The 15,657-nt window shown below is 67.5% G+C and carries 12 protein-coding genes and 1 other RNA gene; 9 read left to right on the top strand and 4 right to left on the bottom strand.

What is annotated here, in order from left to right; all coding sequences use genetic code 11:
- The first annotated feature begins 160 nt into the window (after positions 1-160).
- From efeU to efeO (DRW48_RS14155), 4 genes are read left to right on the top strand one after another with little or no spacing between them, the layout of a single operon-like run.
- Positions 161-1,012, top strand: a complete 852-nt coding sequence (gene efeU / locus DRW48_RS14170) for an iron uptake transporter permease EfeU (RefSeq protein WP_114076991.1) — start codon at positions 161-163, stop codon at positions 1,010-1,012.
- Positions 1,009-2,172: an iron uptake system protein EfeO gene (gene efeO, locus DRW48_RS14165; protein WP_114076990.1), complete on the top strand. Its 1,164-nt coding sequence runs from the start codon at positions 1,009-1,011 to the stop codon at positions 2,170-2,172. The genes efeU and efeO (DRW48_RS14165) overlap by 4 nt, the downstream gene beginning before the upstream one ends.
- Complete coding sequence (gene efeB / locus DRW48_RS14160; RefSeq protein ID WP_114076989.1) at positions 2,172-3,518, top strand: iron uptake transporter deferrochelatase/peroxidase subunit; 1,347 nt, start codon at positions 2,172-2,174, stop codon at positions 3,516-3,518. Before efeO (DRW48_RS14165) ends, efeB begins: the two co-directional genes overlap by 1 nt.
- Positions 3,519-3,527: 9 nt before the next feature.
- Positions 3,528-4,346 carry an iron uptake system protein EfeO gene (gene efeO / locus DRW48_RS14155; RefSeq protein ID WP_114076988.1) on the top strand — a complete coding sequence of 273 codons (819 nt, stop codon included), beginning with the start codon at positions 3,528-3,530 and terminating at the stop codon, positions 4,344-4,346.
- A gap of 29 nt (positions 4,347-4,375) precedes the next feature.
- Here efeO (DRW48_RS14155) and DRW48_RS14150 read toward each other — a convergent pair whose 3' ends face one another.
- Positions 4,376-5,218, bottom strand: a complete 843-nt coding sequence (locus DRW48_RS14150) for a fumarylacetoacetate hydrolase family protein (protein WP_114076987.1) — start codon at positions 5,216-5,218, stop codon at positions 4,376-4,378.
- Between the two features lie 146 nt (positions 5,219-5,364).
- Between DRW48_RS14150 and DRW48_RS14145 the strand changes: the two genes are divergently transcribed.
- Positions 5,365-7,437, top strand: a complete 2,073-nt coding sequence (locus DRW48_RS14145; RefSeq protein ID WP_114077593.1) for an NADH:flavin oxidoreductase — start codon at positions 5,365-5,367, stop codon at positions 7,435-7,437.
- A gap of 9 nt (positions 7,438-7,446) precedes the next feature.
- Here the strand turns inward: DRW48_RS14145 and ffs are convergent.
- Both ffs and DRW48_RS14135 read right to left on the bottom strand, forming a co-directional pair.
- Positions 7,447-7,543, bottom strand: an RNA gene (gene ffs, locus DRW48_RS14140) — signal recognition particle sRNA small type.
- A gap of 61 nt (positions 7,544-7,604) precedes the next feature.
- Positions 7,605-9,563 carry a 5'-nucleotidase C-terminal domain-containing protein gene (locus DRW48_RS14135; protein ID WP_162784782.1) on the bottom strand — a complete coding sequence of 653 codons (1,959 nt, stop codon included), beginning with the start codon at positions 9,561-9,563 and terminating at the stop codon, positions 7,605-7,607.
- A 194-nt stretch (positions 9,564-9,757) separates the two neighbouring features.
- Here DRW48_RS14135 and DRW48_RS14130 point away from each other — a divergent pair, with 194 nt between their 5' ends.
- The 4 genes from DRW48_RS14130 to DRW48_RS14115 all read left to right on the top strand — a co-directional run bounded on the left by DRW48_RS14130 (position 9,758) and on the right by DRW48_RS14115 (position 13,725).
- Positions 9,758-10,210 carry an SRPBCC family protein gene (locus DRW48_RS14130; protein WP_114076985.1) on the top strand — a complete coding sequence of 151 codons (453 nt, stop codon included), beginning with the start codon at positions 9,758-9,760 and terminating at the stop codon, positions 10,208-10,210.
- Positions 10,211-10,280: 70 nt separating this feature from the next.
- Complete coding sequence (locus DRW48_RS14125) at positions 10,281-11,045, top strand: RNA methyltransferase (RefSeq protein WP_114076984.1); 765 nt, start codon at positions 10,281-10,283, stop codon at positions 11,043-11,045.
- 53 nt (positions 11,046-11,098) lie between these two features.
- A complete protein-coding gene (ctaA, locus tag DRW48_RS14120) occupies positions 11,099-12,247 on the top strand; it encodes a heme A synthase (protein WP_114076983.1) in 1,149 nt (382 codons plus the stop codon).
- Positions 12,244-13,725, top strand: a complete 1,482-nt coding sequence (locus DRW48_RS14115) for a carboxypeptidase M32 (protein WP_114076982.1) — start codon at positions 12,244-12,246, stop codon at positions 13,723-13,725. Before ctaA ends, DRW48_RS14115 begins: the two co-directional genes overlap by 4 nt.
- Positions 13,726-13,922: 197 nt before the next feature.
- Here DRW48_RS14115 and DRW48_RS14110 read toward each other — a convergent pair whose 3' ends face one another.
- A complete protein-coding gene (locus tag DRW48_RS14110; protein WP_162784781.1) occupies positions 13,923-15,626 on the bottom strand; it encodes a methyl-accepting chemotaxis protein in 1,704 nt (567 codons plus the stop codon).
- Positions 15,627-15,657 lie beyond the last annotated feature (31 nt).

Raw genomic sequence — 15,657 nt, 5'->3', positions numbered from 1 at the left:
ATTCCGCAGGCGCGACGCTGCGCCCGCTTGCGTAATTTGCGCGCTGGTGGAATGTCGACTAATTACGTAGGACTTCACCCTTGATTCGTTTTGGGTCGAAGCGCGGCGTGCATGGAGATGCGCTGATGTCCGGTTCCAACTTACCCGCGAGGCACCTCTGATGCTCGCACCATTCCTCATCATGTTGCGCGAGGGGCTCGAGGCTGCCCTCATCGTCGGCATCATCGCCTCATACTTGCACCGCACCGGCCGTCGCGCCTGGTTGCCGGTGATCTGGATCGGCGTTCTGCTGGCCATCGCCCTGTCGCTATTCGCCGGCGCTGCCCTGCTGACCCTCAGCGGCGAGTTCCCGCAAAAAGCCCAAGAGGCCTTCGAGGCGGTGGTCGGACTGATCGCCGTGGGCGTGCTGACCTGGATGGTATTCTGGATGCGCCGCGCCTCCGTTTCGATGCGGGACGGGCTGCAGGGCGGCGTCGACCGCGCGCTGGCGGCGCCGACCGGCGCCACTTGGGCGCTGCTCGGAATGGCATTCTTTGCCACCGCCCGCGAGGGGCTGGAATCGGTGTTCTTCCTGCTGGCGATCTTCCAGCAAAGCCCTGGCCCGATGATGCCGCTGGCCGCCTTGGCCGGGGTCGCGGTCTCGATCCTGGTCGGCCTGCTGATCTATCGCGGCGGGGTGCGTATCAACCTGCGCCTGTTCTTCCGATGGACCGGCATCCTGATCCTGTTCGTCGCCGCCGGCCTGCTGGCCAGCGTCATGCGCAACCTGCACGAGGCCGGGGTCTGGAACCATCTGCAGCTGGTGGTGGTGGACCTCAGCGCGATGCTGCCGACCTCCAGCGTGTTCGGCACGGTGCTGGCCGGCATCCTCGGCTATGACGACACCCCGACCGTGGGCGAGGTGCTGGTCTGGGCCGCCTATCTCGCGGTCACGCTGCCGCTCTACCTGCGGCCTTCGAACCTTCGTCCGCCTGCCATGGCTCGGCCGTTGCCAGTCGAGGCCCGGTCATGACCGCGTCCGCGCCGGGACGCATGCTTCCGCTCGCCGTTGGCGGCGCAGCTCTGCTGGTGGTCCTTGGGGCTGGGGCGTTCTATGCCGCCACCCGCACGGCCAGCGGGCCAGAGCGTGGTAACGTCCACAAAGTCAGCGTCGGTCAGAACACCTGCGAGCCCGCGGATTTCACTGTGCCCGCGGGCCCGACCACCTTCGAGATTCACAACGAATCCGACCGGACGATCGAGTGGGAAATCCTGGACGGCGTCATGGTCGTCGAGGAGCGCGAGAATATCGCCCCGGGTTTCCATGCATTGGTAACCGGCCGCCTCAGCCCGGGCAGCTATCAGATCACCTGCGGGCTGCTGTCCAATCCGCGCGGCACCCTGACAGTCACCCGGTCCGAGGCCTCGGATGTCGCCAGTGCGGCGCCGCCCATGGCCGCGTTTGTCGGACCTTTGTCGGAATACCGGGTCTATCTGGCGGGGCAGGCCTCGGCGCTCGTGGCCGCAGTCACCCAGCTCGACGCCGCGATCAAGGCAGGCGATCAGGCCGCCGCCCGCACCGCCTGGATCGAGGCCCGCGCGCCCTACAAGCGCATCGAGGCGGTGGCCGGGCGCATGGCCGATCTCGAAAACAGCATCGATCCGCTGCCGGAATACCTGGCGAAACGCGAAGCTGACCCCGACTTTACCGGCTTTCATCGCATCGAATACGGCCTGTGGGCCGAGGGGCAGGGCGGCACCGAGGGGCTGGCCCCGGTCTCGGCCCGGCTGCTGGCGGATGTCACCACCCTCAAGGACCGGTTGCGTGAGTTGAAACTTGCCCCGGCCGAACTTGCGGGGACAGCGGCGCGTCAGGCGGGCCACCTGTCTGCAGGACAGATCACCGCGGGCGAGGATCGCTGGTCGGGCGGCGATCTGCAGGACATTGCGGCCGGCCTCGACGGCATCGCCAAATCGGCCGGACTGATGCGGGTGTTGGTGGCCGAGGCCGCGCCGGATGTCGCCACGGCCTATGACAAGGCGCTGGTTGACGCGCAGGGCAGCGTAGCCAGTTTGACCGCGCAGCCAGGCCATGGCGATCTGGACAAGGCTGCGCGTGCTGATCTGGCCGCCCGCTTTGCCGCGCTGGACCAGGCCATTGCCGCCATGAACCCGGCCATCGGGTTGAATTGATGGGCAACGAGACGCCCAAGACCGGCCTGCAGACCAGCCGCCGCGGCGTGCTCGGCGCGATGGGCCTGCTCGCGGCATGTCCCTTTGCCGGCATGGCCCGCGCTCAGACGCCGGCCGGCGCGACCCCAGAACCGCCGGTCCACAGCGTGACCGACGCGCCCGAGGCGAACCGCGCCACGCAGGGCGACCACGTCTCGCCCTACGGCCCGCATCAGGCCGGTATCACCACCGCGCGCCCGGCGCATGGCATGATCGCCAGCTTTGACCTGATCGCAGAGACGCCGGACGAGCTGGAGGAGACCTTCAAGCGCCTGACCTCGCGCATTGCGTTCCTGACCGCGGGCGGGCCGGTGCCGCAACTGGACCCCGGTCTGCCGCCGGCTGACAGCGGTATCCTCGGGCCGGTGCTGCATCCCGATGCGTTGACCATCACCGTATCGCTGGGCGCGTCGCTGTTCGACCGGCTGGATTGGCTGACCCCGCACCGGCCCGCCTGCCTGTCGCGGATGACGTCCTTTCCGAACGACGCGCTGGACGCGCAATGCTGCCATGGCGACCTTAGCCTGCAGATCTGCGCCAACACGCAGGACACGACGATCCATGCCTTGCGCGATGTCCTGAAGACGATGTCCGACCGGCTGGTATTGAACTGGAAGCAGGAAGGCAGCGTCCCGGTCATCGCCCGGACCCCGGACGGCGTCGCCGAAAGCGCGCGAAATTTCCTCGGCTTTCGCGATGGTTCGGCCAATCCCGACAGCGGCGATTCCGCGTTGATGGACCGCATCGTCTGGGTCGGCAGCGGTGGGGCGGAACCAGCCTGGGCCACGGGCGGCACCTACCAGGCGGTGCGCCTGATCCGCAATTTTGTCGAGCGCTGGGACCGCACGCCATTTGCCGAGCAGGAGGCGATCTTTGGCCGCCGCCGCATCAGCGGTGCGCCTCTCGACCGGCCGGACGGAACCGAGTTCGACGTGCCCGACTATGCCGCCGACCGCGACGGCGCGCGCACCCCGCTGGACAGCCATATCCGCCTCGCCAACCCGCGCGGGCCGGGGGACGAGGCCAGCCTGATCTTGCGCCGCCCCTTCAACTATTCGGCCGGCGTGACCCGATCGGGCCAGCTGGACCAAGGGCTGCTGTTCATCTGCTACCAGGCGGACCTCGACCGGGGCTTTATCGCCGTCCAGAACCGGCTGAATGGTGAGCCGCTGGAGGAATATATCAAGCCGACCGGTGGTGGGTATTTCTTTACCTTGCCGGGGATGCGCGATGCCGACGACTACCTGGGACGAACGCTGATCGCGGCCTTGCGCGCGGCGCCCGTCCAGACTGCCACCCAAGGATAGGACGGACTGATGACGCTGAAATCTCTCTTTGCCGGAACCACGATGCTCGCCGTCCTTGGGGGCGCTGCATCGGCCGAGGTTGACCCGCTGGCGCTGGTCGAGCCGATTGCCGACTACAAGATCTACGTCACCGAAAAAACCGACGAACTGCTGGCGGGGACGACCGAGTTCGTGACCGCCATCAAGGCCGGCGACGTCGAAAAGGCCAAGTATCTGTTTCCGCGCACGCGCCTGCCCTATGAGGCGATCGAGCCGATCGCTGAGCTGTTTTCCGACCTCGACGTGTCCATCGACAGCCGTGCCGACGACTATGAAGGCGCCGAGGCGGACCCCAAGTTTCCGGGGTTTCACCGCATAGAGTACGGGTTGTGGGAAAAGGGCTCGACCGAGGGGCTGGAGCCCGTGGCCGACAAGCTGCTGGCCGATGTGACGGACCTCCATGGCCGCATCGGCGCACTGACGTTCCCGCCGGAAAAAGTCGTCGGCGGCGCGGCCGTGCTGATGGAGGAGGTCGCCGCGACCAAGATTTCGGGCGAGGAAGACCGCTACAGCCACACCGACCTGTGGGACTTCAAGGGCAACTTCGACGGCGCGCAAAAGATCGTCGAACTGGTGCGCCCGCTGATCGCCGAGGCCGAGCCCGACTTCCTCAAGACCGTAGACGCCAATTTCACCAAGGTCGACACCATCCTTGCCAAGTACAAGGAGGGTGATGGCTACATGACCTATGACAAGCTGACCGATGCCGACCGCAAGGTGCTGTCCGCAGCAGTCAACACGCTTGCCGAGGACCTGTCGACCCTGCGGGGCAAGCTGGGCCTCAGCTAAGGGATCGGGGCGGCCCGCGCCGCCCGGTTTCACGCCTGAACGACGCGCTGGGTCTGCTCGCCCAGCCCCTCGATCCCCAGCCGCACCACCTCGCCCGCGCGCAGAAACCGGGGCGGCTTCTGGCCGAGGCCGACGCCGGGCGGCGTGCCGGTCGAAATCACGTCGCCCGGCTGCAGCGACATGCATTGCGAGCAATAGGCGATGATCTCGGCGACGCCAAAGATCATCGTCTCGGTGCTGCCGCTCTGCATGCGCTGGCCATCGACGTCCAGCCACATCGCCAGCCGGCCAACATCGCCCGCTTCGTCGGGCGTCACCAGCCACGGCCCGATCGGGCCAAAGCTGTCAAAGCCCTTGCCCTTGTCCCAGGTGCCACCGCGATTCATCTGCCAGTCGCGCTCGCTGACATCGTTGACCACGCAGTAGCCCGCGACATGCGACAGCGCGTCCTCGGCCGTGATGTAGCGCCCGGGCGTGCCGATGATGATGCCCAGCTCGACTTCCCAGTCGGTGCGGGTCGATCCGCGCGGAATTTCGATATCGTCATCGGGACCGCAAATCGCGCTGGTCCATTTGTTGAAAATGATCGGCTCGGACGGGATGGGGGCGCCCGTCTCGGCGGCATGGTCGGCATAGTTGAGGCCGATGCAGACGAACTTGCCGACGCGCCCGACGCAGGGCCCCAGGCGCGGATTGCCCGGCACCGCAGGCAGGGCCGAGGGGTCGAGCGCCGCGAGGCGGGCCAGGCCCTCCGGCGTCAGCACGGCCCCGGCGATATCGTCCACATGGCCCGACAGATCGCGGATCACGCTGCCCGCATCCAGCAGGCCCGGGCGTTCCTGCCCCTTTGGACCATAACGCAGCAATTTCATGTCTCTTTCTCCCTGCTCCGGCGCGGCGATGGCGGAATGGTTCATGACTGCGCGCGATTGTCGATGGCCATGGTCCCATCGGCTTGCTTGCGCACGCCGCGCCGGCACGCCACGCTGATTCGGGCCAGCCGCGAAAGATCGACGCCATGCCTGAGCTTGCCACCTCCCCGGATGCCGCGCCCGCCAGCCGCGACCCGTTGCTGCAGCCCTACCGGCTGAAGCATCTGGTGCTGAAGAACCGGATCATGACCACCGCACATGAGCCGGCCTATACCGAGGACGGGATGCCCAAGGATCGCTACCGCGCCTATCACGAGGCGCGGGCACGGGGTGGAGTGGCGATGGTCATGACTGCCGGCAGCGCCTCGGTCAGCCGCGACAGCCCGCCAGCTTTTGGCAATGTGCTGGCCTATATGGACGAGGTCGTGCCCTGGACGCGCGCGCTGACGGATGCCTGCCACGCACATGGCTGCGCGGTCATGATCCAGCTGACCCACCTTGGCTGGCGCACCCGCTGGGACCGCGGCGACTGGCTGCCGGTCGTCGCGCCCGGGCGCACGCGCGAGCCGGCGCATCGCAGTTTTCCCAAGCTGGCCGAGGATTGGGACCTTGACCGGATCATCGCCGACTATGCGGATGCGGCCGAACGCATGGCCGCCGCCGGCATGGATGGGATCGAACTTGAGGCCTACGGCCATCTGCTGGACGCCTTCTGGTCGCCGCGCCTGAACCAGCTTGAGGCGCCGTGGAACGGCAATCTGCCCGCGCGGATGGCCTTTTCGGACGCGGTGATCGGTGCCATGCGGGCACGGGTCGGGCCGGATTTCCTCATCGGTGTTCGCTTTTCAGCAGACGAGGGCGCGCCCGGCGGTATCGACACCGATACCGGCCTCGCCATTGCCAGACGGCTGCGGGACAGCGGACAGGTCGATTTCCTGAACGTCATCCGCGGCCGGATCGAAACCGACCCGGCGCTGATCGAGGTTATTCCGCTGATGGGCATGCCCTCAGCCCCGCATCTGGATTTCGCCGGTCGGGTCCGGGCCGAGGTCGGCTTGCCGACATTCCACGCAGCGCGCATCCCTGATGTGGCGACTGCCCGTCACGCGATCGCCGCGGGGTTGCTCGACATGGTCGGCATGACCCGCGCCCATATCGCCGACCCCGACATCGTTGAGAAGGTTCGCACCGGGCAGGAGAATCGCATCCGCCCTTGCGTAGGCGCCAACTATTGCCTCGACCGGATCTATCAGGGCGGGGAGGCGCTCTGCATCCACAACGCCTCGACCGGGCGCGAGTTGTCGCTGCCGCACGAGATCGCGCCGGCTCCTGAAGTGCTGCGGGTGGTGGTGGTCGGCGCCGGCCCGGCGGGGCTGGAGGCGGCGCGAGTTGCCGCCTTGCGCGGCCATCAAGTTACAGTGCTCGAGGCGGCCGACGCCCCCGGCGGCCAGATCCGGCTGGCCGCACGTCACCCCCGCCGGCGCGAGTTGATGGGCATCATCGACTGGCGCATGGCAGAATGCCTCGCCACTGGCGTGCAGTTCCAGTTCAACCTACTGGCCGAGGCGGACGACGTCATGGCGCTGCGGCCCGAGGTGGTGATCGTCGCCACCGGCGGCCTGGCGCAGGACGTGCCGATGGCGGGGGGCGAGGGTCTTTGCGTGACCGCCTGGGACATCATCTCGGGCGATGTTGCCCCCGGCCAGCGGGTGCTGGTGTTCGACGATGCCGGCGACATGGTAGCCCTGCACGCAGCCGAGGTGATCGCCCTTGCGGGCGGCGCAGTCGAAGTGATGACCCCCGACCGCACCTTTGCACCCGAGGTGATGGGCATGAACCTCTCGCCCTGGATCAAGGCGCTGCAACCACTGGGCGTGCGGTTGACTGTCGCGCAGCGTCTGTTGGGCGCGGCCCGGGCGGGCAACCTGATCCAGGCTCGGATCGGCACCGATTACGGCCCGCATGAGGAACTGCGCGAGGTTGACCAGATCGTCGTCAACCACGGCACGGCCCCGCTGGATGAGTTGTATCTGGAACTGAAGCCACTGTCGGCGAACCGCGGCGCGGTCGATTACGCCGCACTGCTCGCCGGTCGCCCGCAGCCCGGGGCGAATGGCTCGGCAGAGGATTTTCGCCTCTGGCGCATCGGCGATGCTGTCGCATCGCGCAACATCCATGCCGCGGTGCATGATGCCCTGCGGCTGGTGCGAACACTGTAGGGGAGGAAAGGTGAGAGGCTGGACAACGACCCAAGCGGGGCTCGTTACGGCTGCTTCCTTCCGGACCTGACCGGGTTGGCGAGGCGCCTGCCCGCGCCAACCTCTCGCGCGGATCTCTACCGCTACCGCGAGAGCGATGCAAGGCAGTCTTGTGTCGGCTCGCCGCCCTAATCCCGGTCAAGCGGCACGCGCAGCCGCAGGAAGCCCTGGTCGTCCGTCCCCTCGGGGATGAGGCCCAGCGGATTGTCCGCCAGCATGGTCGCGACCTCGGGGCCGGTGCGGATCAACCCGGACGCACCGGGCACGCGCGCAAAGGTGAACATCGGTCGCGCTTGGGGGGCGACGACCCGGCGGCGGCGCAGATAGGCGCGCACCAGATCGCGCACCGTGGCGGTGCCTGCGCTGATCGGCGCGCAATCGGCAGTCAGGTCGGCGTAAAGGCCCACCCCTGACAATCGGTAGCTGTTCGTCGCCAGGAGGAAGCGGCGCTCGGGCGTCACCGGCTGGCCCCCGTAGGTCAGGTTGCGGATCCGTCCGCCCGTCCCGTCGGCCCGGGGGAGCCCGTCCGCCATGTAGCGGGCAGGCCGGCTGGGATCGATCTGCCAGTGCAGGCCGTCGATCATGTCAAAGTTATAGCTGGCGAAATCGGGGTCGATCAATTCCTGCGTTCCCGCGCCGGGCAGGATGCGCAGGAATGCCCCAGCCGCGCGCTCGAGCCAATCCGCAAGCTCGGCCCCGGTCACGATCAGGGCCGCGGCGCGGTTGTTGAACGCATAGAGATCGGCCAGATCGCCATGGGTGATCCTGCCGGCGGGGATGTGGGTGTAATGCCCCGGGCCGCCACGGGCGCCAGCCCGAAAGGGGGCGACTGCGACGAGGATCGGCAGTTCGGCATAGTGCGTGCCCGACAGCGCGGCTCGCAAATGCCAGCGTTGCGCCATGGCAACCAGGCGCAGCCCGGGATCCTGCCCGAGCATCGCCAGGTGGCTGCCCAGCGGCACCGCCGTGCGCCCGATCCGACGCGCGCCCGCGCGCAGTGCGGACCGATGCGCAGGCAGGGTGGCCTTGCGAATGGCAACGCGGGCCGGTGAGCCTATGTCCGTGGCGAGTGATGTCGCGGGATGGAGTTCCGCTGTGGCATGCCCGACCTGCCAGCGTCGGCCATTCGTTTCCTGCTCCAGCACGAGGTTGATGACGCCCAGATGCGAGCCGCCAAAGCCTGCCTGCACCAAAGGTGCGGGGCTCGGCTGCGGGTATTCGCGCCTCTCTTCGGGGGCCGGATTCAACTCGTGGCTATGCCCGGCGATCACCGCGTCAATCCCCGGCAGGCCGGCGAGGGCGCTCGCAGCATTCTCGGTCCCAAGCTGATGCGGCAATGGCGAGGTGCCGGAATGGGCGAGCGCGACGACGAGGTCTGCGCCACTGGCGCGCATCAGCGGCACCTCGCGCTCGGCGGCCTCAATGATGTCCTCGGTCCGAAGGCCCGGAAACTCGGCGGCTTCCCAGGCCGAGGACTGGGGCGGCACGAAGCCGATCACGCCGATGCCGATCTGGTGGGTCCGCCCAGCCCGGTCGCGCAACTCGCGCTGCAGGATCACCCACGGGCGCACCCGGTTTTGCAGTCCGGGCAGGCGCGCATTGGCGAGCACGAAGGGAAATGCTGCTCCCCCAAGCGCCCGGGCCAGAAAGCTGCGGCCATAAGAGAAATCGTGATTACCCAGCGTCGCCGCATCGCACCCGACTGCATTCAGGCTGGCAATTGCCGGATGCGCCCCGGCCCCGGTCGCGGCGCGCGCCAGATCGTCTGCCAGTGGGTTGCCCTGGAGAAGATCGCCATTGTCGAAAAGCAGCGTATTGGCCGCCGTACTGCGCTGACGCTCGATCAGGACTGCCAGATGCTCCAGCCCGCGGCCGAGCGGCAAGTCGGTCCGGCGCCGAAAGTAATCGAAGTCCAGCAACTGCATATGCAGGTCGGTGATCGCCATGATCCGCAGGTCGATGGCCGTCGCGTCACCCGTGCGGCCCGCCCTAGCTTTGGAGGCATGCCCCTCGGCGAAGCCCGTCGCGTCCTCACGAAGGCCGACCCGGCTGCCGTCGCCGGAAATATCGCTCCGTGGCTCGATCAAGGCTGCCGCTCGCGGCAATGCATGGTTGCGTTCCCCCGCTTTCATGCCAGCATAACGTGCACGCGAGGGGTAACAACTGGACAACTCTTCTCTTATGGACGAAGGCGCCCCTTTTCGTACGCGGTTTCGGGGGTTAACTGGAAAGCATTTGGACGATCAAGACCGTCCAACACGGAATATGAGGAAGATCCCGCATGCAGGTGAGCACCAGCCACGACGTCGAGATGCCTGCTGATGCACTGTTCGATGCGGTAGCCGATTTCGATCTGCTTGAACGGATGATGGTGCGCCGCGGCGCACAGGTCACCCGGCTCGAGCCCCCGGCGGGCAGCCCCATGTCCTGGGACATCGCCTTTGACTGGCGGGGACGCCGCCGCGAGATGCGTCTGCACGTGACCTCGTACGACCGTCCCGAGAAGGTCCAGATGCACGGTACCTCGGACAGTTTCGACGTTGAAATCCGTGCCGATATCGTTGCGCTCTCGCGCTATCGCTCGCGCCTCGTGCTGACGATCGAGGGAAAGGCGCGCACCATCAAGGCGCGGCTGATGCTGCAGACCGCCAAGCTGACCCGCGGCTCGATCGACAAGAAGTTCGAGGCGCGCGTCGCGGCCTATCTGGACGGGCTGGCCGCGCGCGACGCCTGACGCGAGGGGACCGGCCCGAGTGGCCGCCGTCAGCTTGCGCCGGCGGCCCAGTATCGCTAGGCCAGCCGCCATGTCCGCGCCAACCGCTCCCGTCGTCATCCTCGTGCGCCCGCAGATGGGCGAGAATATCGGCGCTGCGGCGCGCGCGATGCTGAACTTCGGCCTGACGGACATGCGCCTCGTGGCGCCGCGCGACGGCTGGCCCAATCCGCGCGCCGTGGCCATGGCGTCTGGCGCAGCAGGACAGGTCCTCGATCGCGCCAGGGTGTTCGGGACCTTGGGCGAGGCGATGGCCGATCTGGACCGCGCCTATGCCACCACCGCCCGTGGCCGCGAGATGACAAAGCCCGTCCTGACCCCAGCCGCGGCCATGGAGGACGCGCGGGCCCGCGTCGCCGAGGGTGGTCGCATCGGCCTGATGTTCGGCCCCGAGCGCGCCGGGCTGGAGAACGAGGATGTCGCCCGCGCCAATGCCATTGTCACGGTGCCGGTCAACCCGGATTTCCCGTCGCTGAACCTGGCACAGGCGGTCCTGCTGCTCGGCTATGAGTGGGCGCGGGACAGCTTGCCGACTGCGCCCATGCCCACGGGTCGGCGTCCCCCGGCCGAGGTTGCTGCCAATGGTCGCGACATCGCGGCCCTCGCAGATCACTGGGAAGGGCGGCTCGACCAGGCCGGCTTCTTTTTCCCCGCGCAAAAGGCGCCCGGCATGAAGCTTGCGCTGCGCAACCTTTGGTCGCGCATGCCCCTGACACGTGCCGATGCCAAGATCCTGCACGGCGCGCTGCGCCAATTGACCCGCCATCGCGGCGGACCCCCGCCCGCAGGCGATTGACCCTATCTGGCGGACTGCTTAGGTCCGCCGCCAAAGCCAAGTGAGGTGACCCCATGGCCAAGCGGCCCGTGTTCCAGGAGGTCGGCGAGGCGGCTCGCCCCGCGCCACTGCCCGCAGGCGGGCTGATCGACGCAGCCCCGCTCGGCGCGCGCCGGGCGATACGCGCCTGGTTGGTGGTGCTGTTCATCATGGTCATGGCGATGATCGCGCTGGGCGGCGCGACCCGGCTGACGGGTTCGGGTCTCTCGATCACCGAATGGCGTGTCGTGACCGGCACGCTGCCCCCGGCATCGGCCGCCGAGTGGCAGGCCGAGTTCGACAAATACCAGCAGATTCCGCAATTCCGCGAGGTCAACCCGGACATGGACCTCGGCGGATTCAAGCGGATCTACTGGTGGGAATGGTCGCACCGCCTGCTCGGCCGGCTGGTCGGGCTGGTCTGGGCGGCGGGTTTTGCGTTCTTCTGGGCCACGAGGCGGATTCCGCAGGGCTGGGTCGGACGCTTGGCGCTGCCGGGCATCCTGGGCGGGCTGCAGGGTGCGGTCGGTTGGTGGATGGTGTCCTCCGGCGTCAGCGGGACAACCCTCACGCATGTCGCCAGCTGGCGGCTGGCGACCCACCTCGGCCTCGGCTTCGCGATCCTCGGGGTGATCGCCTGGTATGCACTGATGCTCGGCCGGTCCGAGGCAGCGCTGATGCGCGCCCGCCGGGCCGGCGAGGCAAAGCTGTTTTCCATGTCAACCGGACTAATGCATCTCACGTTCGTGCAAGTGCTGCTGGGTGCCCTGGTCGCCGGCATTGACGCAGGGCGCCAGTATACGGGTTGGCCAAAGATGGGCGGCGAATGGATCCCGGCTGCCGCGCTGGACTTGCAACCGCTGTGGCGCAACTTCATCGAGAACCCCGCCCTGGTGCAATTCATCCACCGCATCGTCGGCTATCTGCTGGCGATCTTTGCCGTGGTGGTGTTCCTGCGCGCGCGCCGCTCGCCCCACCCATCGACGCGGGCCGCCTTTGCCGCCATGCTGGCAGCGGTAGCGGTGCAGATCGGCCTCGGGATCCTGAACGTGATCCATGGCGCCCCCCTCGGACTGGCGCTGGCCCACCAACTGACCGCCGTGGCACTGTTCGTTCTGATCCTGCGCGGCCGCTACCAGGCGCGCTATCCGTTTGAAACTTCGGTTCGGGGAACCCTGCGATGAGCGATGGATTCGATCAGCTGCTGGCGTTCCAGCGCACCACCGAGGCGCTGGCCTCGATCGCCGGCCGGCTCGACTGGGATCGCGAGACGGTCATGCCCAAAGGCGCGGCCGAGCAGCGCAGCGAAGAAGTCGCAGCCCTCGAGACGGTGCTGCACGAGCGGCGCACCGACCCGCGTATCGGCGAATGGCTGGACGTGGCCGCCGATTACGCCGAGGACGCCGAGGACGAGCGTTCGCTGGCCTTGATTGCGCGCGACTATACGCGCGCCAGCCGCGTGCCAGCCCGCCTTGCGACCGAAATCGCCCGCGTCACCTCGCTGGCGCAAGGCATCTGGGCCGAGGCGCGCGCCAAGGACGCGCCGGATGATTTCCTGCCGACCCTGTCCGAGGTCGTGATGCTGAAGCGCGAGCAGGGGGCGGCGCTGGCCGATGGCGGCGATGTCTATGACGCGCTGCTCGACGATTACGAGCCCGAGACTTCGGCAACCGAGATTGCGGCGATCTTTGATGCGATGCGGCCCCGTCTTGTCGCCCTGCGCGAGGCGATCCTAGGCGCGGAAACCGTGCCGCGGGCGCTGAGCGGAACATTTCCGCAAGAGGGGCAGTTGCGGCTGGCGCGCGGCGTTGCGACTGCCTTTGGCTATGACTGGACCCGCGGCCGGCTGGACCTGGCGGTCCATCCCTTCAGTTCGGGTGGCTGGCAGGACGCGCGCGTGACGACGCGGGTGGTCGAGACCGATCCGTTCAATTGTGTCTATTCCACGATTCACGAAGTCGGCCATGCCAGCTACGAATTGGGGATCGACCCGGACTATGCGCTGACCCCGCTGGGGCGCGGCGTGTCGATGGGCGTCCACGAAAGCCAGAGCCGCATTTACGAGAACCAACTCGGCCGCTCGCGCGCCTTCACGGGTTGGCTCTCGGGGCGGATGGCCGATGCGTTCGACGATTTCGCCGGGGGCGACGCGGATGCATTCTACGGGACCGTAAATCGCGTCAATCCCGGCTACATCCGCACCGAGGCGGATGAGGTGCATTACAACCTGCACGTCATGATGCGCTTCGACCTCGAGCGCGACCTGATCGCCGGCAGGCTTTCGGTCGAGGACCTGCCCGAGGCATGGAACGCGCGATTCCTGCGCGATTTCGGCGTGGCCGTGGACCGCCCCGCGAATGGGGTGTTACAGGATGTGCATTGGTCAGTGGGTCTGTTCGGCTATTTCCCGACATATGCGCTGGGGAATGTCTACGCCGGCTGCCTCGACCGCGCGATGCGGGCCGATCTGCCTGACCTTGATGCCGAACTGGCCCGCGGCAAAGCCCACCCGGCGACCGAGTGGTTGCGCGAGCGGGTCCAGCGTCATGGCGCCCTGTTGCCCCCGCGCGAGTTGATCGAGGCTGCGACCGGCGCCGCGCCCTCGCCCGAGCCGCTGCTGGATTACCTCGAGGACAAATTTGGCGATCTGTACGCCCTGTGAGCCTTAAGGCTGCGCGAACGCGCGCGGTCCTCGAAGACGAGACTGAAAGCGAAGGGCCGCAGGTCGCGGCCTTTTTTCCTCGCGTTATGGCGGATCGGCGTCCTTGTCCGCACGAGGTCGTGCTGATGGCCATGGCGGAACTGGCCGCCGCGAAGCGCTGTGATGGACGCCCCGACCGGACTAAATCGCAAATCAGCTTAGGCCGACCGGCGCAACGGAGCATTAGCCGCGGATAAGACGCCGGGCTCCCCCTCGCGTTCGATCTCGCGTGTATGAAAATGGCCCAGCACCGCGATCATTTCCGCAACCTGGCTGGTCAACGAAGCTGCGGCCGCGGCATTGTTGTCGCTGAGCGTCAAGTTCGACTGGTTAACCGAGTCGAGTTGCGACAGGACCTCGGACACCTCGCGCACGCCCGTGGCCTGGTCGGTCGTGGCATGGGCGATGCCGGCGACGTTCGAGGCCATCGCCGCGACTGCCGTGCGGATCTGCTCCAGCGCGCTGCCGGCGTCCTTGACCAGCCGCACGCCGGTCGTGACCTCGGCTTTGCTCTTTCCGATCAGCTCGGCAATCGACTGGCTCGCCTTGGCGGACTGCTGGGCCAGGTTACGGACCTCGTTCGCGACCACGGCAAAGCCGCGCCCGACCTCGCCGGCGCGGGCGGCCTCGACCGCTGCGTTGATCGAAAGCAGGTTGGTCTGGAAGGCGAAGTTCTCGATCACGCGCGTAAACTCGCCCATGTGACGGGTGTGCTCGTCGATCCGGTCCATGGCATCGATGGCGCGGCCAACGGTTTCGGCGCCGGTGCGCACGATTTCCTCGGCGCTGCGGGCGGCACTGTCGGCGTCGCGCGCCGATTGGCTGGTCGTGGCGACGTTTCCGGAAATCTGCTCGACCGCTGCCGCCGTCTGCTCCAGCGAGGCCGCCTGCGATTCGCCGCGCTTGGCCAGATCCTCGGCCCCGGCGGCGATCTCGCTCGCCTCGGCATTCATGGTCCCGGAGCGCACGCGCAGGTCCTCGACCAGCGAGACGAGGTGGGCGAGCGCGTCATTGAAGATGGTGAAGACCGGCACGAACTCCGGGTCGGTGGCGCCGGCAAGGCGCACGGACAGGTCACCGCGCGCCATCGCGGCGATGCCGCTGACGAGCTTTTCGACCGCCACCTTGCGGGGCGTGACGTCGCTGGCAAACTTGATCACCTTGCTGACCTTGCCTGAATCCTCGACGACGGCCGTGTAGGTCGCGACGATATGTGCCGGCGCGCCGTCCTTGCGCAGGCGCCGGAACTCGCCCGACTGGCTCTCGCCGCGGGCGAGCGCCGCCCAGAAGGCGGCATATGCCGGCGAATCCCGTTCGGCGGGATCGACAAACATGCGATGGTGACGGCCCTTGACCTCGGACAATTCATACCCGAGGCAGTCGAGGAAATTCTGGTTAGCCTCGACGATTTCGCCCTGCGGCGTGAACTCGATCACCGCCTGCGAGCGGGATAGCGCCGCGATCACGCTGGCCTGCTGGCGCATCTCGACATGCTGGGCGGTGACATTGGCGATCACGGCGACGATGCTGCGGGTCTGCCCGCCGGGGCCGATGATCGGCGCATAGGTTGTCTGCAGCATCAGCGTGCGGCCGTCCTGTGCCTCGCGCAGGCTGCGGGCGTGAACCGTCTCGCCCGCGGCAGAGCGTGCCAGGAGGCCGCGCACCGTCTCGATGTCGATCATCTTGAACGCATCCGACAGATGTTGTCCCGGCAATGCGTCGAGGGGAACGCCGGTCAGCTTGGCGTAGCCAGCATTGGCGGAAATGATCCGTCCGCTCAGGTCAAGCTCGACCATGGGGGCCGTGTTGGCCGCCTCTGCGATCGCTGCCACGAGGGCTGGATCGTCCGTCAAACGTCGCATCATATGCCTCGTGCTGCGTATCGATGAGGAT

The organism is Paracoccus suum, assembly GCF_003324675.1.
GTDB lineage: Bacteria > Pseudomonadota > Alphaproteobacteria > Rhodobacterales > Rhodobacteraceae > Paracoccus > Paracoccus suum.
Note: the sequence above shows the minus strand (reverse complement) of the source record. Positions and strands in the feature narration are given on the sequence as shown.